The 25,059-nt window shown below is 60.4% G+C and carries 17 protein-coding genes and 2 pseudogenes; 11 read left to right on the top strand and 8 right to left on the bottom strand.

The annotated features are described in order from the left end of the window. A partial coding sequence (locus tag CYJ10_RS16840) for an autotransporter family protein (RefSeq protein WP_219621472.1) occupies window positions 1-1,769 on the top strand: 1,769 nt, incomplete at its 5' end. Window positions 1,770-2,334: 565 nt separating this feature from the next. Here CYJ10_RS16840 and CYJ10_RS16830 read toward each other — a convergent pair. The 3 genes and pseudogenes from CYJ10_RS16830 to CYJ10_RS16820 all read right to left on the bottom strand — a co-directional run bounded on the left by CYJ10_RS16830 (window position 2,335) and on the right by CYJ10_RS16820 (window position 3,580). Further along, complete coding sequence (locus CYJ10_RS16830) at window positions 2,335-2,652, bottom strand: CcdB family protein (RefSeq protein ID WP_101682624.1); 318 nt, start codon at window positions 2,650-2,652, stop codon at window positions 2,335-2,337. Next, window positions 2,652-2,894: a type II toxin-antitoxin system CcdA family antitoxin gene (locus CYJ10_RS16825; protein ID WP_101682718.1), complete on the bottom strand. Its 243-nt coding sequence runs from the start codon at window positions 2,892-2,894 to the stop codon at window positions 2,652-2,654. Before CYJ10_RS16825 ends, CYJ10_RS16830 begins: the two co-directional genes overlap by 1 nt. A 244-nt stretch (window positions 2,895-3,138) precedes the next feature. Continuing rightward, window positions 3,139-3,580, bottom strand: a pseudogene (locus CYJ10_RS16820) (GNAT family N-acetyltransferase). Here CYJ10_RS16820 and CYJ10_RS16815 point away from each other — a divergent pair. Next, window positions 3,567-4,079, top strand: a pseudogene (locus CYJ10_RS16815) (acetamidase/formamidase family protein); the annotation flags it as partial. The pseudogenes CYJ10_RS16820 and CYJ10_RS16815 sit on opposite strands and share 14 nt — an antisense overlap. 582 nt (window positions 4,080-4,661) lie before the next feature. Next, entirely contained in the window at window positions 4,662-5,339 is a 678-nt protein-coding gene (locus CYJ10_RS16810) for a response regulator transcription factor (RefSeq protein ID WP_101682623.1), read from the top strand. A gap of 27 nt (window positions 5,340-5,366) precedes the next feature. On the opposite strand, the gene CYJ10_RS16805 is transcribed toward CYJ10_RS16810, so the two are convergent. Continuing rightward, entirely contained in the window at window positions 5,367-5,738 is a 372-nt protein-coding gene (locus tag CYJ10_RS16805) for a response regulator transcription factor (protein ID WP_101682622.1), read from the bottom strand. A 404-nt stretch (window positions 5,739-6,142) separates the two neighbouring features. Between CYJ10_RS16805 and CYJ10_RS16800 the strand changes: the two genes are divergently transcribed. The 6 genes from CYJ10_RS16800 (at window position 6,143) to CYJ10_RS16775 (ending at window position 18,188) form a co-directional block, all read left to right on the top strand. After that, complete coding sequence (locus CYJ10_RS16800; protein WP_101682621.1) at window positions 6,143-7,180, top strand: LysR family transcriptional regulator; 1,038 nt, start codon at window positions 6,143-6,145, stop codon at window positions 7,178-7,180. Window positions 7,181-7,411: 231 nt separating this feature from the next. Next, window positions 7,412-12,928, top strand: coding sequence for a trifunctional serine/threonine-protein kinase/ATP-binding protein/sensor histidine kinase (locus tag CYJ10_RS16795; RefSeq protein WP_101682717.1), 5,517 nt, complete (start codon window positions 7,412-7,414; stop codon window positions 12,926-12,928). Between the two features lie 324 nt (window positions 12,929-13,252). After that, complete coding sequence (locus tag CYJ10_RS16790; protein ID WP_101682620.1) at window positions 13,253-13,759, top strand: lecithin retinol acyltransferase family protein; 507 nt, start codon at window positions 13,253-13,255, stop codon at window positions 13,757-13,759. Between the two features lie 225 nt (window positions 13,760-13,984). Next, window positions 13,985-15,493, top strand: coding sequence for an efflux transporter outer membrane subunit (locus CYJ10_RS16785; protein WP_101682619.1), 1,509 nt, complete (start codon window positions 13,985-13,987; stop codon window positions 15,491-15,493). Between the two features lie 65 nt (window positions 15,494-15,558). After that, on the top strand, window positions 15,559-16,671 hold the full coding sequence (locus CYJ10_RS16780) for an HlyD family secretion protein (protein WP_257993374.1): 1,113 nt from the start codon (window positions 15,559-15,561) through the stop codon (window positions 16,669-16,671). A 50-nt stretch (window positions 16,672-16,721) separates the two neighbouring features. Beyond that, entirely contained in the window at window positions 16,722-18,188 is a 1,467-nt protein-coding gene (locus CYJ10_RS16775; RefSeq protein WP_257993373.1) for an MFS transporter, read from the top strand. A 274-nt stretch (window positions 18,189-18,462) separates the two neighbouring features. Here the strand turns inward: CYJ10_RS16775 and CYJ10_RS16770 are convergent, their stop codons facing one another. The 4 genes from CYJ10_RS16770 to CYJ10_RS16750 form a co-directional block, all read right to left on the bottom strand. Next, window positions 18,463-18,921, bottom strand: a complete 459-nt coding sequence (locus CYJ10_RS16770) for a cupin domain-containing protein (protein WP_101682616.1) — start codon at window positions 18,919-18,921, stop codon at window positions 18,463-18,465. Between the two features lie 396 nt (window positions 18,922-19,317). Continuing rightward, the gene (locus CYJ10_RS16760; RefSeq protein ID WP_101682615.1) at window positions 19,318-20,334 is read right to left on the bottom strand and encodes a LysR family transcriptional regulator; all 1,017 of its coding nucleotides are present in this window, start codon (window positions 20,332-20,334) and stop codon (window positions 19,318-19,320) included. A gap of 95 nt (window positions 20,335-20,429) precedes the next feature. Next, complete coding sequence (gene pdxR, locus CYJ10_RS16755; RefSeq protein ID WP_101682614.1) at window positions 20,430-21,875, bottom strand: MocR-like pyridoxine biosynthesis transcription factor PdxR; 1,446 nt, start codon at window positions 21,873-21,875, stop codon at window positions 20,430-20,432. A gap of 388 nt (window positions 21,876-22,263) precedes the next feature. Further along, the gene (locus tag CYJ10_RS16750) at window positions 22,264-23,163 is read right to left on the bottom strand and encodes an MBL fold metallo-hydrolase (protein WP_101682716.1); all 900 of its coding nucleotides are present in this window, start codon (window positions 23,161-23,163) and stop codon (window positions 22,264-22,266) included. Window positions 23,164-23,645: 482 nt separating this feature from the next. Between CYJ10_RS16750 and CYJ10_RS16745 the strand changes: the two genes are divergently transcribed. Continuing rightward, complete coding sequence (locus CYJ10_RS16745) at window positions 23,646-24,638, top strand: alpha/beta fold hydrolase (protein ID WP_101682613.1); 993 nt, start codon at window positions 23,646-23,648, stop codon at window positions 24,636-24,638. Between the two features lie 74 nt (window positions 24,639-24,712). Next, the coding region (locus CYJ10_RS16740; protein WP_146002069.1) for a peroxiredoxin at window positions 24,713-25,059 on the top strand (347 nt) is incomplete at its 3' end.

The raw sequence follows: 25,059 nt of genomic DNA, 5'->3' as shown, positions 1-25,059 counted from the left end.
TGATCGGCACCGGTACGGTCACGACGCCATGGACGGTCGACCAGGGCACGCTGCAGATCGGCAATGGGGGCACCAGCGGCAGCCTGGCCGGCAACGTGACCGTGAACACGGGTGCCACGCTGGCATTCAACCGCTCTGACGCCTATACGTACAGCGGTGTGGTGTCCGGCGCGGGCGGGCTGACGCAGAGCGGCGCGGGCGCCACGACTTTGACCGCGGCCAGTACGTACACGGGCCCGACGACCGTCAACCTCGGCACGCTGGCCATCGATGGCTCGATCACCAGCCCGGTGACGGTCAATGCGGCTGGTACGCTGTCCGGCTCCGGCACGATCTTTGGCAACGTCACCAACACCGGTACCGTGACGCCGGGCGGCGGCTCGGGCGTGCTGACGATTGCGGGCAACTACATCGGCAATGGCGGTACGTTGCAGGTGAACACGGCGCTCGGCGGTGATACCTCAGCCACGGGACGCCTGTTGGTGACCGGAGACACGTCGGGCACCAGCCAGGTCCGGGTGGTCAACGTTGGCGGCACCGGGGAACTGACTTCGGAAGGCATCAAGGTCATCGACGTGCAGGGCGCATCGAACGGCACCTTCGCGCTGGCCGGCGACTATACGTTCCAGGGTCAGCAGGCCGTGGTCGGTGGCGCATATGCGTACCGGTTGTTCAAGAACGGCGCGTCCACGCCGACGGACGGCGACTGGTATCTGCGTTCGACGCTGCTCGACCCCGCTTCGGTCGGCACGGCAGCGGCGGCGGCTTCCGGACCGCTGCTGGCACCGACGGTCCCCCTGTATGAAGCCTATTCCAGCGTGCTGCAACGCTTCAACGAGCTGGGCACGCTGCAGCAGCGCGTCGGCAACCGCTCGTGGTCGCCCAACGCCTCGGTGCAGGCCGAGCAGGAAGCCGGCAAGCCGGTGATCGGCCGTGGCGCCTGGGCACGTGTGGAAGGCTCGAACACGCACATTGATCCGTCGACCAGTACCACCAGCGCCAGCTACAACGTCCGCATGTGGAAGTTCGAAGGCGGTGTCGATGCACCGGTTATCCAGAACCAGTCCGGAACACTGGTAGTGGGTCCGACCTTCCACTATGGCATTGCCAACTCCAACGTCTCGTCGATGTTCGGCAATGGCTCGATCGATGCCACCGGCTATGGGTTTGGCGGAACGGCTACGTGGTATGGCAACAATGGCGCGTATGTCGATGCCCGCGCGACGCTGACGTGGTACGACACCGACATCCGTTCGTCGACGCTGGCCGCCAAGCTGGCCAACGGCAATCGGGGCAGCGGCGTGGCCACCAGCGTGGAAGCCGGCCACCAGCTCGCGCTGGGTGGCAACTGGTCGATCACGCCGCAGGCCCAACTGGCCTGGTCGCAGGTGCGCTTCGATGCGTTCACCGACCAATACGGCGCCAATGTGTCGCGCGACAATGGCAACAGCCTGGTCTCGCGCCTGGGGGTGTCGCTCGATCACGAAACCAAGTGGACGGCCGCCAACGGCAAGACCAGCCGCTCGCACGTCTACGGCATCACGAACCTGTACTACGACTTCCTGCACGGTACGTCGGCACGTGTGGCCGACATCAGCGTGGTCAGCAAGGAACAGGCGCTGTGGGCTGGACTTGGCGTGGGTGCATCGCTGAACTGGAACGATGACCGGTACACGGTCTACGGCGAACTGCTGGCGCGCACCAGCGTGCAGAACTTCGGCGACAGCAACGCGATTGGCGCCAAGTTTGGCTTCCGCTATCGCTGGTAAGACGTCTATACGGTCCCCGCGCTGCAGTGGCGCGGGCATCATCATGGCGCATGCTGGGCTGGCCGAACGGCCGGCCATTGACGGGATAGTCCGCGAACCCGTTCCACCCTCGGACCTCTGCGGGTACTTCGGTCTCGTTCGCCTACAAGGTCCTTGGTAGTGACTTGTCGTGTAAGAAGGCGTGATGTCTTGTCCGAGAGCCGGATGCGGGAGATCTGCATGTCCGGTTCGATGAGCGGGGTTTGGAAACGGAGTTACGGAGAGGTTACTAGGGCACCGCCAGACGAAAGGGGCGGCAACAGACAAACCAAACCTACTGCCACCGCGCCACATCTCGACTCTACCGGTCTCGGCCCTCTGGCCACTTGGAGCGGGGGTTGCAGTCGCCAGAGGCGACTTTCGATCCCGGCCAACAAACGTGGGGCGACGCGCGATCGTCGCTCGCTGGTCCGTCGCGCCCCGTCTCCATCATGCGAACCGTGAGGCGTATCAGAGTGCGGCGGACTGTCATTCCCGCCGTTGCCCACGAACATTTAGCACGTGTGGGACGCTATTCCTTGAGCGATCAGAAACCGCCCATCAGGCGATCGAGTGCGGAGACAAGCAGTGAGCTCTCATTGCGCAGGGAGCCGACTCGCTCTCCCAAGACGCTTCTTGATACTGCCGCGATAAAAGGGGGGTAGAAGACGCAACGGATGCCATTGACCTCAAAGGGCGGGACCAGATCGGCTGGCAACCTAGTCCCAGCCGGATGCGAGTCGGCCCGAATCAACGGCACTACCACAGTGGTGTTTAGTCCCGAGAGAAACTCGCTCTGCACGTCGATCAGGAACGGCGCGACCCCCTTGTCGTCGTTATTCACATAGATTTCAAAGCGTGCCATCAGAACATCCGATGTTTCGCGAGTGGAAGACCGTGCTGCTCGACGAACTCGTTGTGAGCTGCAATGAAATCGGCGTTCTCAGCGGCCCAGCGGCGACCCCGTTCGGCACGGATGGCTTCTCGCATTGCTTGTTCGAACACCCGCGAGAAGTTCAGCTCAAGAGCTTTGCCTTCTTCATAGACGTCAGCGGGCAACGTCACGTTGGTTGCTTTGCGCGACCGTACCTCGAGCGCTTGACCCATGGCTACCTCCGTATTGGTCCGTATGCGCATGATAACTCATATGAGTATGCGCATGCATGAACGAATAACTGCAATTATTTGCGCTGTTTACTGCACTTCTGTGGCGTAAGGTTGTCTCGGCCATCGGCCCGAACCGACCAGCGCTTATGGGTTCCCGTGGCAACTGCCGACGCCTAACAACCCAAAGGCCTCGCATGACTGGCTGTTATCGGTTGTCTTCCAGACGGTCCAAAGTGATAGCAAGTCAGTCGACAGCGTTGAAGGCATCGCTGTACTGCACGATGCCCTCGGGCGCTGGCCCACGCAAGGCCAGCGCCATGAAGTAGCCGGGTGGCACTCCCGGCAATTGCAGGCTCACATGGGCGTGAAAGCCAAAACGTTCGTAGTACGCGGGGTCACTGTCCCTGCCTTTGCGGCAGAACGGAGATAGGTCCCAGACCGTACCAGCCTTCTGCCTTGTTGCCGTGACCATCGGTGATGGTCACAGGCGAAAGGGCCACATGGCCGATAATCTGGCCGTGATCCTCGGCCACGATGGAGCGCGTCAGTTCGTTGGCGGCGCGCAGTGCGCGCACGATGAATTGCTCGGTGTGGCTGGTGTGCGGCGCATCTGCGAAGGCGGCAATCGTGACCGCTTCGATGAAAGCAATGTCGTCCGCCGTTTCGTGTCGGAGTTGGAGGGTCATGGGCTTGTTCTTGCCTCCTTTCGGAAGATCAAGGGTTGCGGTGCCCGGCGCGCTGCTTTCGATCGGAGATCCTCACGCGTCCCAGGGCGACTCCGAGGTGTGCGGGACAGCTATTGAATGTTCCCTGACCGGCGAGTTTCAACTCGTTCTCCACAAGAGCACCATGATCGAACCCGGTGCTCCTTTTGCCGACCTCAGCTATCCGCTGGTAGAGACCGCCGACGAGTGGATATTGCATGGTTTCAGCTCACCAAACCACCTCGTGGAACTCGGAAAGATGGCGCAGAGCCATATCTACCTGAAGTTCACGCTCGACGAGGCAATGCGCGACGCCTTCCGCAAAACGCGCCGCTTCCTCATGACAGTGAAGGAGCTGAGCGAGGATGAGGCGATGACGTTGATATCGGTTGCTGTCGATTTCGCTATCACGCAGGTTGTCAATGGCAACTGGGGCGTGCATGCCATTATCAGAAAATCACTGTTCGCCGCTGCGGCGTAGTTGCGTCGCAGGGCGGCCGGCTGCAAGGTGGATATCAACGGCGGTCCAATCACCGCAACCTCGCGTCGGGGCTCAACCTGTTTAGTCTGGAGTTCACCTATAGGAAGTGGGCACGGTCTGCGCGCAATGCGCTCTGAGTTGAGCCCCTCACTTAGGTGTTGCCGTCAGGGCGACTTGTAGCGCTTGCCGTCCTTCGCGAGATCCGATGACGTGGGGTAGTCGATCAGGTGATATGAGGCGTGAGGCGTCTTTTTGGGCGGTAGTGTTTCCGTGGATAGAAGTTATTTTTCGGCGACTTGCGCCAATGGACGCGTGTTTGCTAAACCGCAAGGCTGCACGGGTATGTACTCGAAGGACATCGATGCCAGTGGGACAAGTCCTGGTTGTGTAAGTGCATATAAATACATACTCCGGGGCCACGCTATGCGTACTACAGCTTTCGCCCCGCGTTGACCAGAGCTCTGACGGGCAGAGCCAGAAAGGTATTTAGGCACGACGGCGCAACGACAGTCTGCCAACCGAAATTTCCTACAATACTTTCCATCCCTGCAATGTGCAGCCGCTTGCGAAGAAGGAGGCCAGATGAATTCGTTGTCGCATACGACTTCGGCCCGGGACTCGACGGCATCCAGGGAGCGCGTTGCCTACATCGTCGACGACGATGAATCCATCAGGCTGGCCCTTGGTGGACTGTTACGCTCGATTGGGCTGCGCGTGGAATCGTTCGAGTCGACCCAAGAATTCCTGGCGTTTCCGAAGGCAGACAGTCCCAGCTGCTTGATTCTCGACGTGCGACTACGTGGCGAAAGCGGCCTGGCTTTTCAGGAGCAGATTGCGAAGTGCGGCGTGCGCATGCCCATCGTCTTCATGACCGGGCACGGCGACATCGCCATGACCGTCAAGGCCATGAAGGCCGGCGCGGTCGACTTCTTCGCCAAGCCGTTTCGCGATCAGGACATGCTGGACGCGGTCACCAACGCGCTGGCTCGGGATGGTGAGCGTCTGGCTGCCGAGCAATCCACGGCGCACCTGCATGCCGACTATGAATCGCTGACACCACGTGAGCGGGAGGTCATGACGTTCGTTGTGGCAGGCCTGATGAACAAGCAGATTGCCGCCGAACTGAACCTCAGCGAGATCACAGTCAAGATCCACCGCGGACAGGTCATGAAAAAGATGCAATCGCGATCTGTGGCTGACCTCGTGCGTAAGTCGGAATCGCTCGGCCTCCATATCAAGTCGCGAACGACAACGTCCTGAAATTCCGGCACTCGTGTTGTCGATGCGTCACGGCGCGCCCAGCGCTATGCCAAGCCAGTACGCGATGGCGTTGGCATCCACCGGCTTGTCCAATACCGCCAAGGCACCGCTGGCGAGTGCGCGGGCCTTCATGTCATCCGCCGGAAACGCGGTGATAAAGATAGTCGGTGGCGCATAGCCCAAATCGAGCACGCGGTCGTACATGGCCACGCCCGTCATACCGGGCATCATGAAATCCGAGATCAGGCACGCGGTAAAGGCGAGCTGCCCCGAAAGTAGGAATTCGTCGGGCGACACGAACACCCGGGTCGGCCAGCCGAATGACCGGACCAGGCTCGCCGTCGCCAAGCGGACCTCTTCGTCGTCATCGACTATCGAAACCACTTGATCGGATCGCAAGACAGAGACCTCGGTCTGGGAAATCGACGCCTCGTATTGGAACGCGCGGAGCGTCCTTCATCGGGGACCATGAGTCCAGCGTAATGGCCGGGTCGGCTGGCGAGAATCATACCTATGTATAGACATGAAGCCGGGAAGCCATGCCGCAGAGGAGGGCGAGTTGAATGCAGCACTTTTGGCGCCTGTAGTGCTGGATTGGCGCCCTGGGTTCGGCAACGGCCAGTGGGATTGGCACACATACCCAAGTATGAGAGCCCGAAGCCTATGTAGGTCCAGCGCAACCGCTCCGTAGAATGGCTTTGCTCACCCCGCAGCCTACCCTTGTGCCATGGCTGGTGAGTGAGGGCCGCAGTAATGACCCGGCGGCGCCAGCATCGCATGCTTTAACAGGGGTGAGGGCATCCATGAATACATCGCAATTCTCGCAGCGTCGCGCAGGTACGGCTGCGGCAAACTCCACGGACGCGTTTTCCACCTGCTTTGCGGCTAGCTATGGGGGCATCATCGCGTTCATGGCGGTGGCGACCGAAGGAAGCTTCGCCAAGGGAGCGGTTCGACTGGGCGTAGGGCGCTCGGCGGTGTGTCGGAGTATCCAAAAGCTGGAATCGCAACTGAGCACGCGCCTGTTCCTACGTACCACCCGTGCCACGCAGCTGACGCGTGAAGGCGAGCGATTTTTTGAGAACTGCAGCCGGGGTGTTGGCCATATTGCGGATGCACTGAATGACATGCAGGATTTGCGCGATGGCCCCCCCAGAGGCCTGCTGCGCATCAGCTCGACGGTCGACTTTGGACGCAAGGTAGTGGCGCCGCTGCTTGCCAAGTTCTCAGAGGCTTACCCCGAAATTTCATTCGACGTGCTGCTGGACGACCGCCCTGCGGACTTTGTGGCCGACCAGATTGATGTGGCGTTCCGCAATGGTCGCATCGAGGACTCCACCATCATTGCAAAACAATTGCTTCCGATGCGGACAGTGCTGTGCGCGTCGCGTGAATACATGCAAAGGCGTGGCTTGCCAGCCACGGTGGAGGAGCTGGGGCAGCATGACTGCATCAACTACAGACGGCTCGGCGGCCCGGCGTTGGAGTGGGAATTCAAGATCAACGGCAAGATGCAAAGGTATCTGCCTGGCGCAAGGCTGACCTTTAGTGATTCGGAACTGGTGCTCGAAGCCGTGCTGGCCGGTCGCGGCATTGGGCAACTGGCGGGCTATCAGATTGGTGAGTACGTGACGCGGGGAGAACTCGTCACGGTCATGGATCGCCACGCGCCCGATGACCGGGGGCACTATATCTGCTATCTCTGCCGTCAGCACCTGCCCCAGCGCATTCGCGTCCTCGTCGATTTTATGACCGAGCAGATCCGGGCCCTGGATTTGAATCCTTGGTCGCCGTTGAACCCCGAACCGACTGGCGACCAGCCGGAGAAGCTGGCTGCATAGCTGGTCATTGATCCCATCCCCGCGGGGGCCTTGTGCCAGGGGCCCTTGCTTGTTCTCCATGCGCTTCTGTACCGCTACCGCCGACTTCGCGGTGTATTCTGTGAAATGCTGTTAAGTCAGTATTAAGAATCCAAATGCGAAGATGCCGTGCTGTCGTTCGAGTTCGAAGCGTCCGCGCCAATCCAGCGCAGCGGACAGGACCCGAAGCTCGGCACTGGGGGAGACCTGAAAATGGTTTCGGCGCTACAAGGGAGCACTTCCGAAGTTTTATGGGATGACGGCGAGCGCGTGTTAAGCCGCGCCCGGTGGTTGGACGGCGAGAGTACTTACGGTGTCCTGCTGGCACGACCTGCCGCGGATCACCCATTGCCGGCAAGCTTGGATCGCCTCGCCCACGAGTTTTCGCTGCGAAACGAGCTCGATGACGCATGGGCAGCGCGTCCGATGGAACTGCTACGTGAAGGCTCCAGTAGCATCTTGGTGCTTGCGGACCCTGGCGGCGAATTGCTTGCGTGCAGGCTTGCTGCGCCCTTGGCGCTCGCCGAATCGCTGGAGATTGCCATCGGCGTCGCGGCCGCGCTTGGCAAGCTCCACCAGTGCGGTCTGATCCACAAGGATCTTAAGCCCGCCCATATCCTGGTGAACGGCGACGATGGTGCGGTGCGGCTCACCGGCTTCGGGCTCGCATCACGCCTGCCCCGTGAACGGCAGGCCCCGAAACCGCCAGAGACTATCGCGGGCACGCTGGCCTATATGGCGCCCGAGCAAACCGGGCGAATGAACCGGTCCATCGATTCGCGCAGCGATCTGTATTCACTTGGCGTGACGCTTTATCAGATGCTGACCGGGGCGCTGCCATTCGCCGCCGCCGACCCAATGGAATGGGTGCACTGCCACATCGCCAAAAAGGCGCTGGCGCCGGACGTGCGGGTCGATACAGTGCCTGCCGTGCTGTCAGGGATCGTGATGAAGCTGTTAGCCAAGACGGCGGAGGACCGCTACCAGACGGCCGCCAGCGTCGAGCATGACTTGCGGCGCTGTCTGGCAGACTGGCTGCAACAACGCTGGATCGCCGATTTTCCGCTCGATGAACATGGTACGTCCGGTCGACTGGTGATCCCGGAGAAATTGTATGGGCGCGAGCGGGAAGTGGACACCTTGGTGACGGCATTCGACAGGATCGTAAAAAGCGGCATGCCGGAACTGGTGCTGGTCTCCGGCTACTCCGGTATTGGCAAGTCGTCGGTCGTTAATGAGTTGCACAAAGTGTTGGTACCACCGCGCGGTATCTTTGCTTCGGGAAAATTCGACCAGTACAAGCGAGACATTCCCTATTCAACCCTGGTGCAGGCATTTCAAGGCTTGGTGCGGCCGCTGCTGGGCAAGTGCGAGAGTGAGCTGGCCCACTGGCGTGACGCGCTGCAGGAAGCGCTGGAGCCGAATGCACGACTCATGACCGAGCTGATTCCCGAACTTCGACTAATTCTGGGCGATCCCCCGCCGGTCCCGGTACTCGATCCCCAACAGGCGCAGCGACGCTTCCTGCTGGTGTTTCGGCGTTTTATCGGCGTGTTCGCGCGCGCGGAGCATCCACTGGCGCTATTCATGGACGACCTCCAATGGCTGGACGCCGCCACACTTGATCTGCTGGAGGAGCTGCTGACCGGCGTCGACCTGCGCTACCTGATGCTAGTGGGGGCCTTTCGCGATAATGAAGTCGATGCCACGCATCCGCTGACCCGCAAGCTTCAGGCCATTCGTGCCGCAGGTGTTAAGGTCGATGAAATTCGGTTGGCGCCGCTTGCCAGCGAGCATGTCCGTCAACTGATCGCGGAAGCTTTGTACAGCGAGCCCGTACGTATCGAGCCACTGGCACGGCTAGTGCACGACAAGACAGCTGGTAACCCCTTCTTTGTGATCCAATTTCTTCACGCGCTCGTGGAGGAGCAACTGTTGGTCTTTGATCATGCGGCCGGGCAGTGGTGTTGGGATTCGGCCCGTATCCACGAAAAGGGCTATACGGACAACGTGGTGGATCTGATGGCCGCCAAGCTGGTACGGCTTCCACCCGCGACGCTTCAGGCCTTGCAGGCGCTTGCGTGTCTTGGCAACGAAGCTGGGATGGCCACCTTGTCAACGGTGCTGGGCGAGCCGGAGATTCAAGTCCGCCTGAGACTGTGGAAAGCCGTTCACCAGGAGTTGGTCGAGCAGCGCGAGTGGTCCTGCGCATTCATGCATGACCGCGTTCACGAAGCGGCCTATTTACTCATACCGGAGGCTTCTCGCGCCGAAGCGCATCTGCGGATTGGTCGGTTACTGGCTGCCAATACGCCTGCGACCCAGTGGGAAGAAGCGATCTTCGAGATCGCGGGACAGTTTAATCTCGGGGCGGCGCTGATCACGGAACGCGAAGAGCGGGAGCGGTTGGCAGAATACAACCTACTTGCCGGCCGACGCGCCAAGGCGTCGACGGCCTATGCGTCTGCGCTGACCTACGTCAGTGCCGGCGCACGATTGCTGGACGATGGCTGCTGGGAGCGGTGCCATGATCTGATGTTCGCGTTATTGCTGACTCAGGCCGAGTGCGAATTTCTAACGGGGGAATTGGCCGCGGCGGATCAGCGGCTTGAAGCACTGTCGGAACGGGCCATCACGACGGTCGAACGCGCCCTGGTGACCTGCTTGCGGCTCGATGTCTTTCTCGTCCTGGATCAAAGCGACCGCGCCGTGGCAAGCTGCCTGAGCTTTCTACGGCATGTCGGTATCGATTGGTCGCCGCATCCAAGTGACGAGGAAGTGCGCAGGGAGTACGACAGCATTTGGACCAGTTTGGGCGAACGCTCCGTCGAGGAACTGATAGACCTACCACTGATGGAGGATCCCGCTGCTCTGGCCACGGTGGAGGCGTTGAGCAAGTTGTTCGCGCCCGCTGTGCAGACTGACGCCAACCTAACGTGCCTGACCATTTGTAAGGCCGTCAGTCTTAGTTTGGCGCACGGAAACTGTGATGCGTCGTGCGTCCTCTACGCCAACATGGGCAGGGTAGCCGGACGCCGCTTTGGCGACTATCAAGCGGGCTACCGATTCGGTCAACTAGGTTGCGACTTGGTGGACCGACGTGGACTCAATCGATTCGAGGCGAAGACGTTTCTGTGTTTCTCCATCTTTGTGGTGCGATGGGTGAAACCAGTGAGCATGTGCCGGGATCTGCTGCGGCGTGCGTTCGCGGCGGCCAATCGTAGCGGCGATTTGTCCTACGGCGCTTACGCATGCAACAACTTGAACTCGGACCTGTTGTTCGCTGGTGAACCGTTGGCGGCGGTGCAGCTTGAGGCGGAGCATGGATTGGCGTATGCGGAGAAGGTCGGCTTCGGACTCGTGACAGATTTCATCAACACGCAAATGGCGTTTATCCGCACGCTGCGCGGTCTGACACCGGTTTTTGGACGCCTCAATGGCAACGCGTTCAGCGAGGAGAGTATGGAGGCGCATTTCCGTATGAGCCCGGACCTGGCACTTCCCGAATGCAAATACTGGACGCGAAAACTGCAGGCGCGCTACTTGTCTGGTGACCTTGCAGAAGCCATGGCAGCGGCTACGCAGGCACAAGCATTACTGTCCGTCTGCTACTCGTTCTTCGAAGAAGCCGAGTACCACTTCTTCAGCGGGCTGACGCATGCCGCCCTGTGCGACGCCCTGACGGATCCGTCTCCGCACCTGGAAGCGCTGGCTCTTCATTACCACGCGCTGAAAAGCTGGGCCGAAAATTGCCCGGAGAACTTTCTGACCCGTGCCGCGCTTCTTGGCGGCGAGATTGCCCGTATTGAAGGACGAATTCTGGAAGCCGAGCAATTATTTGAGCAGGCCATCCGCGCGGCTCAGGATAGTGGCTTTCCGCACTGCGAGGCAATCGCGCTGGAACGAGCGTCGCGATTCTATGCGGCCCGCGGGCTCGACAGAATTGCTCATGGCTATCTCCGGGACGCCCGTTACGCCTATATGTGCTGGGGTGCCGATGGAAAGGTGAGGCAACTGGACGACATGCACCCATACCTCCGGGCGCATGAGCTGGCGCCCAGCCCGATGAGCACGATAGCCACGCCGGTTGATCGTCTTGACCTTGCTACCGTCCTGAAAGTCTCGCAGGCGGTGTCGGGCGATATCATGCTGGACAAGCTGATTGACACCGTGTTGCATACCGCAATCGAACAGGCCGGCGCCGAACGTGGCGTGCTTGTTGTGTGCCGCGGTGGCGACTTACGGATCGTGGGCGAAGCGATGACTGGTGATAACGCCATCCAGGTGCAGTCCCGTGACGAACCGGTCGGCGCAGCGATGTTGCCGGAATCCATTCTCTTTCATGTGCTGCGCACGCGGGAGAGCCTGGTCTTTGACGATGCTCTTGCCGAGCATTCTCTGGCGGACGACCCGTATGTCCAGCAGCACGGGTGCCGTTCGGTACTCTGCCTGCCTTTGCTGAACCGGGCGGAGCTTAACGGTGTGCTGTATCTGGAGAACAATCTCGCTGCACGGGCGTTCAGTCCTACGCGTATCGCGGTCCTGAAGCTGGTGGCCTGCCAAGCCGCTATATCACTGGAGAACGCCCGCCTGTATCACGAGGTTGCCGAGCGCGAAGGAAGGATCCGGCGATTGGTCGATGCGAATATCATTGGCATTCTGGTTTGGAGCTTCGAAGGCGAGATACTGGAAGCCAATGATGCATTCCTAAATATGCTGGGTTATGAGCGCGAGGAATTCTTTTCCAGGCAAGTGCTGTGGCGTGATCTGACCCCGAAGCCGATTCACCCTGAGAGCGAGCGCGCGCTAGCCGAGGCGAGGCTCACCGGCACTGCCAGACCGTTCGAGAAGGCGTACATCCGCAAGGACGGCAGTACAGTGCCGGTGATCGTGGGCTTGGCCTATTTCGATGCGAGCCAGAAGGAGGGTGTGGCGTTCGTAGTGGATTTGACCGAGCGCAAGAAGGCCGAGGAACGCATACGCGAGAGCGAGCAGCGCTATCGCGAGATTCAATCTGAACTGGCGCACGCTAATCGGGTGGCGACGATGGGACAGCTCACGGCTTCTATTGCTCACGAGGTCAACCAACCGATTGCGGCAACCATGACCAACGCACAGGCGGGGCTGCGCTGGCTTGCGACGCAGCCACCCAATATCGGCGAAGTGGGGCTGGTGCTCGACCGCATTGTGAAGGATGCTAGCCGAGCAGGCGAGGTAATTCGACGCATCCGTGAGCTAATCCGGAAGACGCCCCCGGAGAAGGCTCCCGTGGACATTAATGACGCCATCCGCGAGGTGGTGGCGCTCACCAGCGGGGAGGCAGCGAAGGGCGGTGCTACTGTGCGGACACAACTGAACGCCCGGCTGCCGTGCATCGAAGGCGATCGCGTCGCGCTGCAGCAAGTGTTACTCAACCTGATAATGAATGCGCTGGAAGCGATGAGTTCCGTCGACGATGGTGAGCGCCAAGTATCGATCGGTACGGCGTCAGCCGACTCCCGCTACGTCCTCGTAAGTGTCAGCGACTCGGGACCGGGCTTTGCATCTCAAAACAGCGAGCACGCATTCACGCCATTCTTCACCACTAAGGCAGCGGGGCTTGGTATGGGCCTGTCGATATGCCGATCGATCATCGACGCCCACGGCGGGGAACTTTGGATCAGCGCGAACCACCCGCGTGGCGCTGTGGTCCAGTTCACGGCGCCTGCCTGCCGCACCCACACCGCGTAACGGAGCCGCGACGCCAGACTTTCCGCGGACCGCTGAGATATACCTCAGTATGAGCGCCCGAAGCCAACGTAGGAGTGATGCGAGCCGTCTGTAGCATGGCCTGCGCAAGCTATCAGTCCTAGCATAGTTTCAAGGTCGATGCGATCGTGCCGTGACGTTCTGGCACAGATTGTTGGCCTACGGAGGCGCCGATGCCGGCGCTTTAGCGCGAGCGATCCTGATGTGATAACCGGCTTTCTGGGGCAGAGAGATCCCGGAGGGGAAGACTTTGTCTTGTCAGGAAAACATGGACGGATCAGTACGGATAGCGATGGGCGAGACACCATGGACACTGTACATCATGACCTGCTCATGGCATGGCCGGTGCTCGACGGCGGTCCGAGCACGATCGAAGTCGGTTCGCACCTTGTCAGTGAGCGTGATGGCTATACGCACCATGGCATCTATGTCGGTAACGAGCAGGTCATCCACTATGGCGGATTTGATGGAGGCCTCAAGCGGCGGCCAGTCGAGAGCATCTCGCTACGCGCATTCGCCGCAGGTGCTGGCGTTAGCATCCACGCGGAACCCGATGCCGTGTACGCCGGACACGCCGTGGTGGCGCGCGCAAGGTCTCGCCTAGGCGAAGACAGCTATCGTCTGCTGACGAACAACTGCGAGCATTTCTGTGCTTGGTGTGTATCGGGTGCGGCTCGCAGCGAGCAGGTGCGCCGATGCGTGCGCAACCCATGGACGGGCATCAGGATGATGACCGCGCTGCTGTGCGGAAATCTTGCGCTTTGGGGCCGCGAAATGTGCGAGCGTAGCCGGCAGGTCACCTTGCGAACCTGACGAGCACGCCGCAAGGCGAGATGCATGTCCGAGGGGCCGAACTAGTTCGGCCATTTTTTGTTTTTGGGTTGGACGCGTCCACGCTTCGGGTCGTCATACACAGGTATTACCGCGTGAATCCTACGTAGGACCTGAAGCCAACTGTGCGTAGGCTATTCGGCTGGGAAACGGCAGTCTACCCTTGTGACATTGCCGAAATGATCGCAGTCGCGCAGTGAAGACGCCATGACGTACCCTCCTAAATCAACCTTCCGAACGCCGCAGCCTGTCGGATTCGTCCTGTTTGGCGCGGCCATCCTGGTGGCGGGTTGCGCGAGCACCCAAGGGCTGCGGACGCAGTCTACGCGCGATGATGCGAATCGGCTGGCTGCGACCGAATCGCTGGCAGCGGCGCAGGTGAATCCGGACGCCTGGCCAGATCGGATTTGGTGGCGCAGTTTTGGCGACCCCCAACTCGATGCCCTTGTAGAGGCGGCGCTGGTCGGACAGCCGACCATGCGCGTAGCCGCCGCACGGGTGCGCCAGGCCGAAGCGTTGGCGGGAGGCGCGCAAGCCGGGCTGTCGCCTCAGGCCAACCTTTATGGACGCACTGTGCGGCAACGCTTTAGCGAGAACGCGCTGGTGCCTCCACCGCTGGCAGGAAGCTGGAAATGGGCCAGCGACCTGCAATTGGGTCTGACTTACGAGCTGGATTTTTGGGGCAAGAACCAGGCCGCATTCGACGCGGCGCTCAATCGCGCGCGGGCGGCCGAAGTGGACTACCACGCGGCCGAGTTGGTTCTGGTCACATCGGTGGTGCGCACCTACCTGCGCCTCGATGCCGCTCACGCCCAGCGCGAGTTGGCCGAGCAGACGTACCGCCAGCGCGAGAACACACTGACGCTGACCCGCCAACGCGTCGCCGCACAACTCGACTCCCGGCTCGACATGAAGCAGGCCGAATCGGCGCTACCGGCCACGCGCGAACGATTGGCGGCGATCAACGAGGTGATTGCGCTGACACGAAACCAGCTTGCCGCGCTGGCGGGGAAGGGGCCCGATGCCGGCCTCGATATCGGCCGACCCAGGATGCGCGACATCTTCGTGGAGGCGGTGCCTAGCACGGTGCCCGCGACGCTGATTGGCCGTCGCCCGGACGTCGTGGCGCAGCGCTGGCGTGTTGAGGCCGCCAGCCACGAAATCAAGGCGGCCCGGGCGCAGTTTTATCCCAACATCAGTCTGACCGCCTTTGCTGGCCTGCAGAGCTTGAGCCTTTCCGATTTCTTCACGGCGGGCAGCCGTACCCTGGGCATTGGCCCGGCGCTGTCACTACCCATCTTCGATGGCGGCCGTCTGCGGGCCAATCTAGGTGTCAGGCAGGCGGACTATGACGCGGCGGTAGAGCAGTACAACGCCACGCTGGTCACAGCGCTTCACGATGTGGTCAACCAGCTGGTGTCCATGCACTGGTTGGCCGAGCGCAGCGGCGAGCAGCGCCAGGCGCTGCAGTTGACGCAGGAGGCCTACGACTTGGCCGTGGCGCGCTACCGCAGCGGCGTCGGCAACTATCTCCAGGTGTTGTCGGCGGAAAGCCAGGTGCTGAACCAGAAGCAGCTGCTGATTGATCTGGAGCACCAGCAACGGGCGCTTCACCTGGAACTGATCCGCGCGCTTGGTGGCGGATATGAACTGGCTGCCAATCCCGCTGGCAAGGCGGGCATGGCAGCGCCTCCCTCGACAAGGAATGCATCATGAATCGGGCAAGCGAAACCCCAACTGTGGAGGTCCGGCAGACCGAGCCTCCGCCCACCATTCCAGTCGTGCGCCGCTGGCGCATCGTTGCCGTGGTTGTGGTGGCGCTCGCGCTGGTAGAGGCGTTCGCCTATCACGTGCAGTTCGGACGCGACGAGGTGTCGACGGAGAACGCGTATGTCGAGGGCAATGTGGTGCAGGTGACGCCACAGGTGAGCGGCGTCGTCACCGCCATTCTTGCGGACACCACGGACCTCGTGGAAACCAACAAGGTGCTGGTCGAACTTAATGGTGTAGACGCGCAACTGGCACTGGCCGCTGCGCAGGCGCAACTGGCGCGTACAGTGCGACAGGTGCGCGGCCAGTTCGCCGTTGCCGGCCAGGATCGGGCCAATGTGGAACTGCGCTCGGTCGATCTGGCGCGTGCCCGCGAGGATCTGGCGCGGCGTTCCGCTCTGGCGGCCAATGGTGCGATCTCGGGAGAGGAGTTGATCCACGCCACACAGGCCGTGCGCACCGCCCAGGCATCGCTGGCCATGGCCACCCAGCAGCTAAAACGCAACGATGCGCTGGTCGAGCGCACGTCAGTGGCCTCGCATCCCGACGTGTTGGCTGCTGCGGCCCAAGTACGAAATGCCAGTATCGCGCTGACCCGTACGCGGGTTCCGGCGCCGATTGGTGGGGTCATCACCAAGCGCTCAGTGCAGGTAGGTCAGCGCGTGAGCGCCGGGGTGCCGATGATGTCTGTCGTGCCGCTGGACCAGCTTTGGGTCACGGCCAATCTGAAGGAGTCGCAACTGCGCGATGTCCGCTTGGGCCAGCCGGTCACGCTGACAACGGACCTGTACGGCGATCAGGTGGTGTATCACGGCCGAGTAGTCGGACAGGATGCTGGCACTGGCAGTGCTTTTGCACTGCTGCCGGCGCAGAACGCGACGGGCAACTGGATCAAAGTGGTGCAGAGGGTGCCCGTGCGCATTGCACTGACTCCGGGGGAAGTAACGGCGCACCCGCTGCAGCTTGGCCTGTCAATGAAGGTATCCATCGACACCAGCCGACGGGATGGCAAGCGCCTGGTCGCGGTGGACGCTGCGAGCCAGAATTATCGCACCACGGTGTTTGCCGACGAAATGGGCCGTGCCGATGAACTGGTGGGCCGCATTGTCGGAGAGAACCTGTGAGGCCGGCCACGCCTGCACGCCTTGTGCCGACGATTGGCGGGCTGACACTGGTGGATTTCCTGCAGAACGGCATGGTGGCTTTTGCGGCCATGCCCATCATGGGCGAGATCGGCGCCAGTCCAGAGGAATACAGTACGGTGGCAGCGGCCTATGCTAGCGTGGCAGTGGTGATGATCGCGCTGCAGCACTGGCTAGTGGAGCGCTTAGGTTGGCGCCGCCATGTGCAGGGGACACTGATGGCGACTGCGGTCGGGGCGATTCTGTGCGCGCATGCAGACAGCTACGAGACCTTTATGGCCGGGCGCATGGTGATGGCGCTAGGTTGCGGCGGCATGGTGACCACGTCGCGGCTAGTGGTGAACCTAATCCCTGCCGGGCCCGCGCGCTTTACTGGCATCAAGGCGCTGGCCCTAGGGGTGTGCGTCGGCATGGCTATTGCACCGTGGCTGGCCTCGGTCATCGTTACGGCGGATCGCTGGCCCCTGATTTTCTGGCTCGTGGCCGCAGCAGCGTTGTTGATGCTGCCCGCTCTCGCCGTCTTGCCGCAGGACAGGGTCTCGCCGACGCAGCGGTCTGCCGCCCATCCGCTACGGCTGGCTGTGTTAGCGATCGGCAGCTTCATGATGCTGTACATGCTGCAGCGCTCTTACTACGATTTCTACGCCGACCGGCTGTGGCTGGCGGTGGGCGCGGTGGCCGGTGTGGCGGCGATACTGGTCTTCGTCCTGCAGGAGTCCGGCAGCGAGCGACCCTTGCTGAAACTGCGCAGCCTGCTTGAGCCACGGTATCTGACCGGGTTGGGCCTGTTCACCTTCTGCTACGTCACACTGGGTGCCAACGGGTATCTGCTGCCGATCATGCTGCAGCGATCGCTGGGCCATTCCTGGTCCACGGCGGGGCAGTTCTATGCGCTGGGCCTCGCCGCCGGCGTTGTCACCTGGGTGACGATGACGCGCCTGCTGCCGCGTTGGCCAAGCCCGCGAAAATACTTCGCGACCGGGTTCTTCGCGCTGGCGTCGTCGGCCTGGCTAATGAGCCGCATGCCGCCCGCGCCCGATCTATGGAGTCATGTGCTGCCCGCCTTGGCGCTTTATGGTGTGTTCATCATGACGCTGATTCCTGTGACGGCCATGCAGACCTTCAACGCCGTCGCGGCCGACGAGTCGGTGTTCTCACATGCGCAGCAGACCAAGAACATGCTGGGGCAACTGGGTACGGCGCTGGGCGTGACCATTGCCACGGTCGGGCAGCAATGGCTGACAACGCTGCACTACAGCACCCTGCATGGTTCGATACACCCGGGTAGCCCGCAGTACCAGGAAACCCAGGCCCGATACGCGGCGGCGCTTTCCATGTCGATGGACCCGGTGCGGGCCGCGGAATTTGCCACGGCGCAGATTGCGCAGGTGCTGGCCCAGCAATCCGCGTTGTTGGCCAATATCGATCATTTCCGCGCACTGGCCATCATCGCGGCGGCGGCAATTGGGGTGAGCCTGGTTCAGAAAGTGATCCGGTGACGGGTACAACCGGCTACGGGGTGCTGACGATCGGCATCATGACAGTCTTACTCCCGAAGTGAAACTGGACGTGAACATGTGTGCGGACGCGTAGTCCTCTGGTCGGAGATGTTCTGCATGTTGCGCGCCAGATCCGCCGCCATGTCCAGGGAATAGGTGCCCAGGCATCAAGGCGGCGTGTGCTCGCGTCAGTCTGCGTGACATGCCGACTACAGAGACGTGCGTCCGATTCAGCCGGCGTAACGCTACTGGCCATCCTGACTGCCAGGCGACTTTAGCGCTTCAACGGTGTGGTTAGTACGGTTTCATTCGTGTCCACAACAAACACGGCAAGTAACTTGGCAGGTTCAGTCTTGCTCGCATTGGCGCTGACGTCGTGCCGGTCCCCAGGCATTTCGGTGAAATTCTGCCCCTTCGTGAACGTACGAACGGGTCCGCCGTTGAGTTGGTTTAACACGGCACCTTCGAGCACCGTGGCATAGATCAATGCCGACTTGGCGTGGGTATGCGCGGCGTTGACGCCGCCGGGTTCATACTCCACCAGCACGCCCTTTACGCTCTTGCCAGGTATATTGGGTATTTCCTGCTGGTACACGAGCGTGACCTTCACCCCCGTAGAGGTTGTCGCCAATCCTTGTGCAGGTGCAGGGACTGGATGACTGGAATGGTCTTGAGCGAACGTGGCCTGAAGTGGCATGGTTGCAAGGATTGCCAATGCCAAGATGGATTTCATGGTGTGTCTCCGGTGATCTTGAAAGTATGGATTTCGATCGATACCAATTGCCGGATTACATTCCGTCTAGGACGGGGCGGCAGCCACCACTTGCTGGCCGGCCGTACGTAGTCGTTCGCCAGTCTTTCGGCCGATCAATCCTGTGCCATCAATGATCAAAATTTATTTTTTCGTTTGCATGACATACTCCACTTTTTGGGCCACGCTGTTGGCCTCGGTCGAATGAATAGTAGGCGACATAGTTCCATCGTGCATTTCTCGACTTCCAGCATTTAAAGAACCGCAGTCTGAAACGTGATACTCACGGAATTACCCAGACTTCGAGACAAGGATCCCACGAGATTCCGAGTGAAACGCCTTATCGTCAACGACTGCGCGCCTACGCGCGAGGCGGCGCTAACGCGGGGATCCGTTCAGACAAAGTTCCTCGAGGCGCAGCTGATCGCGGCCCCGAATCTCATCGATCATGAAATCAATGAATACGCGGGATCGAGGCGGAAGATGTCGCCGGCTGACGTAGCAAATGTAGTGACCTCTGTCGTCTGGAACATGACGTCCAAGCAGCATGAGGAGTTCGTTTCGTTTCAGGTGGTCGCGCGCTTGGTAGGCGCCGAGTTGGGCGATGCCGCGACCATCTAGTACGGCGCGAAGCACAAGATCGGCATCATTGAAGATCAACTTTGCTTCAGGCACATATCGCTGGCTATGGCCATCCACCTTGAACTCCCACTCTGAAAGCCTACCGCTAGGAAATCGAAGGTTGATGCAGTCATGGTGGCAGAGCTCGTTGATCGTGGCCGGCTCCCCATGCTTGCGCACGTAGGCGCGTGATGCACAAAGAACCAGTTGCATGGGAAAGACCTGTCGTGCAACGATGCTTGAATCCTCGACGTGGCCATTTCGGAAGGCGACGTCTATGCGGTCGGATGCAAAGTCTGGTGGCTGGTCGTTCAGCACCAACTCCAGTGCGATATCAGGGTACGTGGTGGAGAACTTCGTCAGCAACGGGGCAACGATATTCCGACCGAAAGCGACCGGCGCGCTCACGCGAAGGACGCCGCGAGGCGGCCCATCCCGCAGGTTCGCGATTTCGTTAATGCCAGCGAAAATCTGATTCACACCGAGTTGGCAACTCTCGAAGAAGATGTGCCCTTCGCGGGTGAGTTGCGATGCCCGAGTAGTACGCGTGAAGAGTCGCGTACACAACTGATTTTCCAGCCTCTGAACGCTGCGGCTGATTGCGGATCGCCCGATACCAAGCTTGTCGCCGGCCTTTGCGAAGCTGCCTTCAGTGGCTACCGCCATGAAAGCAATGATGCCTGCATAGCTCGTTCCAAAACACGTGGACAATGCCTCCGCATTCTGTGCAGAGACGCCAAGAGCGTGGCCCATCGGCCCGTCTGCAAATTCCATGATGTAAGAGATTCCGTTTCCTGTTGTGGCTTCAGAACGGGGCTGTCAGCCGAAGATTGCTTTGATGTTTGCGAACGCCGGGCATGGCCGAGCGCTCAAGGGTTGAGGGGCGAGAGAAGTACCTCCATCAAATCGGCTACCACTCGATCAGCCTCTGATTGGCTAGTAAGGTTTGTGAAGCCCATCATCAAAGCGCGTCGTCCCGGCTCACCTTGCCTCCAATCTGTCAAAGATTGGATCCCGAATCCCGCTTTGCGGGCACGTCTCGCCATGAAGACATCGTCAAGGCCATCCGCCACGTCAACCAGGAGGTGCATTCCGCCTTCCTGCAGCCGTACTTCGAAACCGTGACCCTCATAGGGGATCAGTGCCGTGGCTAGCATCGCACGACGTTGTGCGTAGAGCGTACGCATTCTCTTAATATGCCGGGCGAAGTGTCCCTCTGATATGAACGTCGCCGCCACGGCCTGCAGAAACTCCGGGCATCCACCGTGAAGTGCGCGTTGACAGGCGCTTTCGATGGTCTGCACTTGGCTAAGAGGCACGACAGTGTACGAGAGCCTCAGACCTGGATATAGCACCTTGCTGAGCGTGCCGCAATAAAAGACACGATCGGAAGCGTCGAGACTTCTCAGCGCAGGCAAAGGATGTCCGCGGTACCGGTATTCGCCGTCGTAGTCGTCTTCGACAATCCACGCGTCGCGGGAGGCCGCCCAGGCGAGGAGCGCGGTGCGACGGTCAAGGGACAGTTCGGCTCCGGTCGGGCATTGGTGCGAAGGCGTTACGACAACCAGCCTGGCATCGGGATAATGTTGAATGCCATACCGAACATCGATCCCATTGTCATCCACCGGTACATGGCGGAGTGGCATCCCAAGCGTTCCGAGTGCATGCGCGGCCGGCGGGTAGCCGGGATGCTCCACCCAGGCGATCTCGCCGGCAAGTCGCAGTGCATCAGCAATCATGGCGAGGCTGGCGGTATAGGCTGGAAGCACAAATACTTGTTCCGCGCGCGCGTCGATGCCGCGTGAGCGAAGCAGGTAAGCGGCCAGCGCTTCGCGTAGGGGCCAGTATCCGGCGGATGGAGGCTTGGTCAGCGCATCGATACTTCGCGCTTGGGACGTCATGAGACGCGTCCACAGCTTCCGCGGAAACTTATCCAGGGCAGGAAGTCCTAGCTGCAAAGGCGATGGGAGCGCACCGTGCAGCTCGACGAAGGCGTTACCGTGCTCCCGCCATACCGGTCTCGGCATCGTTTCGGTGCTGCGTCGTTGGCTCAACGTTACCACTGGATTCGGTTGCTCGGCCACGAATGTGCCTGCGGAACCTCTGGTGACCAAAAACCCGTCGCCGAGCAGCCTGTCATAGGCAACCTCGACCGTGCCGCGTGCAACGCCGAGCTCGGTCGAGTAGGATCTCAGCGACGGCAGACGCTGGCCATTTTTCAGGTGGCCTTGCTCGATCAGGGTTCGGATCCGGATGTATATCTGCTCATGCAGAGGGAGGGCATGAGCTCTCAATTTTGCCGGGGACGTGGTCATGCGGAACTTGACTACCAATCTGATTGCACGGTCGAACACGCAGGGGATTTAGGTTGCAGACAAATGGCAATCATTGTGATGTTCGATGTTACGCCCCTGCAGAATGGCCAGAAAGCGACGGAGAGGCCACCAATTTGGCGAGGGAGTCTGAAGTGCCCGCTACAAATTCGGCCGGAAGTGTCCTCTATCTACCTGACGATCAACAGGGACAATTTACGAAAATTTGACTGGGCCAAGATTGGTGGGGTACCCAAGGCCCGTCGTGGGCCGTAACGGCCGACAAAGGCCAGACGCATCTCCCGCACGTGCATGTGCGCGAGAGCCATTTTCGCGTTTGAGTCGACGCCCTTGCGGGGTCCCCACCGAGACATAGGCTACGTGCCGCTTTTCAGTAAGCCCAGTTGGTCGGTACATATCGGAATGCATTGCCATCGACAGCGACGCGGCCGAGCGACGGGAACGATAAATGGCTGGCCAAGAATAATTCGCCGGTCTCCGCCGCCTCCCGCAACAGCTGAACGCGCACGCGAGTTGCGTCTTCGGGTTCGTGATCGAAGGCGTTCTGCCATTCCGGGCATTCGACCCCGGCCGGAACGATGGCGTCCCCAGCGAAAGTTAGCCGCTCGCCGGCGGACGCCACGCGGACCACGCTATGCCCCGGCGTGTGACCACCCGTGAGCGTGACGATGACCCCCGGCGCCACCTGGTACTCTTTATCGAACGGCCGCAGCTCGCTCTTGTACGCGTCCAGGAAATTTCGGGAGCTTTTCCGGATGATGTCCTGAATCCCGTTGAATGTGTTGTGAGAAAAATCGGGCGACTCAAAAAATTCGACATCGGTATGCGACACGTGGATTTGGAGGTCCGGACGCATCTGACTCCTCAACCTCTCGTCGAGTAGTCCGCCTATATGGTCCATGTGAATGTGGGTCGCAATCACATCGGTGATGGAACCGGGATCAATGCCGGCGCCCTTCAAACGTAGGGCCAATCGCCCAGTCCGCGTCGATTCAGGCATCTCTGATCCCATCCCGGCATCGATAAGGATCGTTTGCCCGCCGCTACGGACTACGACGACGTTCAATCCCCAATCGATCATGTCCGGTAGAAATCTGCCGCGCAGCGTTGCGTCGCGGACGGCCGAGTCAACGTTCGTACCCAGGACGTTCGCCGGTACTGGTATTGCTCCATCGCTAATTACCATGACCTCGATATCGCCGATACGCGTCGCGTAGTGCGACGGAACCAAATCGTGGTCGGGGTAGTTTGATCCGTGGCATAGGCACATGTCTGACTCCTTCATTGCCGACGAACCTCGGTTGAAAAGATGCCATTTCGCCGGCCCAGTTTTACCTGGTGAGAGCCAGATTACGCAGCGTAGCTGTTGTCCGGTAGACATGCGGTGGGACGCACTGTGGTGCTCGCCGGGAAACAATTTTTTCTTTTCGCGATCGCGGTGCAACGCCAAAGGGGCCGCTGACGTATCCACCAGCCCGTCTTGGAAGGTCCTTTACGGACGGAGCCTTTAAACGCGGCCATTGGTGCCTACGCGACAACAGAGTGCGCACCCTGGTGATACTACCGGCGCCGTATATCGACACATAAGATTCCTTCCCGGTAGTTCCATAGAACTTAGCGTGACGCCGGCAAGGTCCGTTCGACGAACGAACACTGATAAAGCTGGAGATGTGACGGTCAAGACGCTAAGCGCACTCACATCGTTGAGTCATCCAAAAATGCCGCGTTGAGCGGTCGAGAAAGGAGTGTTTGATGTCTTCGGATAACCACAGCCGAAACCACGTTGTATCGCGACGCGGCGTGCTGCTTGGCAGCGCTGCCGCAGTTGGCTCAATTGCCGCGGCAAGCTTGCCGAGCTCGGCGATGGCTGCTCCCACAGTCAAGGACGCACGTCACGCAACGGCGGGTGGCAACGTTACCGGCAGCTACATCGGAACCAAGGACGGCACCCAGCTCTATTACAAAGACTGGGGGAATGGTCGCCCGATCGTGTTCTGTCATGGCTGGCCACTCAGTTCGGACAGTTGGGAATCTCAAATGATGCTGGTCGCGTCAGAAGGGTATCGCGCCGTTGCGCATGATCGTCGTGGCCACGGTCGATCGAGTCAGGCTTGGAATGGCAACGAAATGAATACATATGCTGATGATTTGGCAACGGTGTTCGATGCCCTTGACCTGCGCGACGCCGTGCTCGTGGGATTTTCCACTGGCGGCGGGGAGGTTGCCCGCTACATCGGACGGCACGGCACACGACGCGTCTCGAAAGTTGTGTTGGTTTCCGCAGTGCCACCTTTGATGGTCAAGACGGCCTCGAATCCGGGTGGCTTGCCCATTGATGTCTTCAATGGCCTGCGTGCTGCGCAACTCGCCAATCGGTCGCAGTTCTACAAGGATGTGGCCGCCGGTCCGTTTTATGGGTTCAACCGTCCCGGAGCAAAGCCATCGCAAGGGCTGATCGACGCATGGTGGGCCCAAGGCATGCAGGGCGGGCACAAGAGCACTTATGACTCGATCAAGGCGTTCTCTGAGACTGATTTCACCGAGGACCTGAGAAAGATTGATGTGCCTACGTTAATCATCCACGGTGACGACGATCAGATTGTTCCCATCGATGCCGCCGGGCGCGCGTCTGCGAAGCTCGTCAAAAATTCCAAGCTCATCGTTTATCCCGGTGCGCCGCACGGGTTGACCGATACGCATAAGGAAAAATTCAACGCGGATCTTTTGGCCTTCATTCGTAGCTGATACCCCGTTGACTGATACCTGGCATTGCTTCGGCCGTGCCAGGTTTGACGACCTACATCGAAGGAGTGATTCCGATGCTGCAATCCCGTGAAGGCCAACGCGTTCCCAATGTGACGTTTCGTGTACGTGAACAAAACGAATGGAAGGACGTGACCACGGCCGAACTGTTCAACGGCAAGACTGTCGCCGTGTTCTCGCTGCCGGGCGCCTTCACCCCGACGTGTTCGTCGACCCACCTGCCGCGCTACAACGAACTGGCCCCGGCGTTCCGGGCGGCTGGCGTGGACACGATCTTGTGCGTGTCGGTCAACGACACCTTCGTGATGAACGAGTGGGCCAAGGACCAGGAGTCCGAGAACATCGTGATGATCCCGGACGGCAACGGCGAATTCACCGACGGCATGGGCATGCTGGTGGACAA

Origin of the sequence: Cupriavidus pauculus, from assembly GCF_002858765.1 — a bacterium.
GTDB lineage: Bacteria > Pseudomonadota > Gammaproteobacteria > Burkholderiales > Burkholderiaceae > Cupriavidus > Cupriavidus pauculus_B.
The sequence above is the reverse complement of the archived record's forward strand: the minus strand, read 5'-3'. Positions and strand labels throughout refer to the sequence as shown.

Bases quoted from the DNA above. Each gene is read 5' to 3' on its own strand.
- CYJ10_RS16800 (WP_101682621.1), top strand. From the start codon at position 6,143: ATGAATACATCGCAATTCTCGCAGCGTCGCGCAGGTACGGCTGCGGCA.
- pdxR (WP_101682614.1), bottom strand. From the start codon at position 21,875: ATGACCACGTCCCCGGCAAAATTGAGAGCTCATGCCCTCCCTCTGCAT.
- CYJ10_RS16750 (WP_101682716.1), bottom strand. From the start codon at position 23,163: ATGTGCCTATGCCACGGATCAAACTACCCCGACCACGATTTGGTTCCG.
- CYJ10_RS16790 (WP_101682620.1), top strand. From the start codon at position 13,253: ATGGACACTGTACATCATGACCTGCTCATGGCATGGCCGGTGCTCGAC.
- CYJ10_RS16795 (WP_101682717.1), top strand. From the start codon at position 7,412: ATGGTTTCGGCGCTACAAGGGAGCACTTCCGAAGTTTTATGGGATGAC.
- CYJ10_RS16830 (WP_101682624.1), bottom strand. From the start codon at position 2,652: ATGGCACGCTTTGAAATCTATGTGAATAACGACGACAAGGGGGTCGCG.
- CYJ10_RS16745 (WP_101682613.1), top strand. From the start codon at position 23,646: ATGTCTTCGGATAACCACAGCCGAAACCACGTTGTATCGCGACGCGGC.
- CYJ10_RS16785 (WP_101682619.1), top strand. From the start codon at position 13,985: ATGACGTACCCTCCTAAATCAACCTTCCGAACGCCGCAGCCTGTCGGA.
- CYJ10_RS16770 (WP_101682616.1), bottom strand. From the start codon at position 18,921: ATGAAATCCATCTTGGCATTGGCAATCCTTGCAACCATGCCACTTCAG.
- CYJ10_RS16810 (WP_101682623.1), top strand. From the start codon at position 4,662: ATGAATTCGTTGTCGCATACGACTTCGGCCCGGGACTCGACGGCATCC.
- CYJ10_RS16825 (WP_101682718.1), bottom strand. From the start codon at position 2,894: ATGGGTCAAGCGCTCGAGGTACGGTCGCGCAAAGCAACCAACGTGACG.
- CYJ10_RS16760 (WP_101682615.1), bottom strand. From the start codon at position 20,334: ATGGAATTTGCAGACGGGCCGATGGGCCACGCTCTTGGCGTCTCTGCA.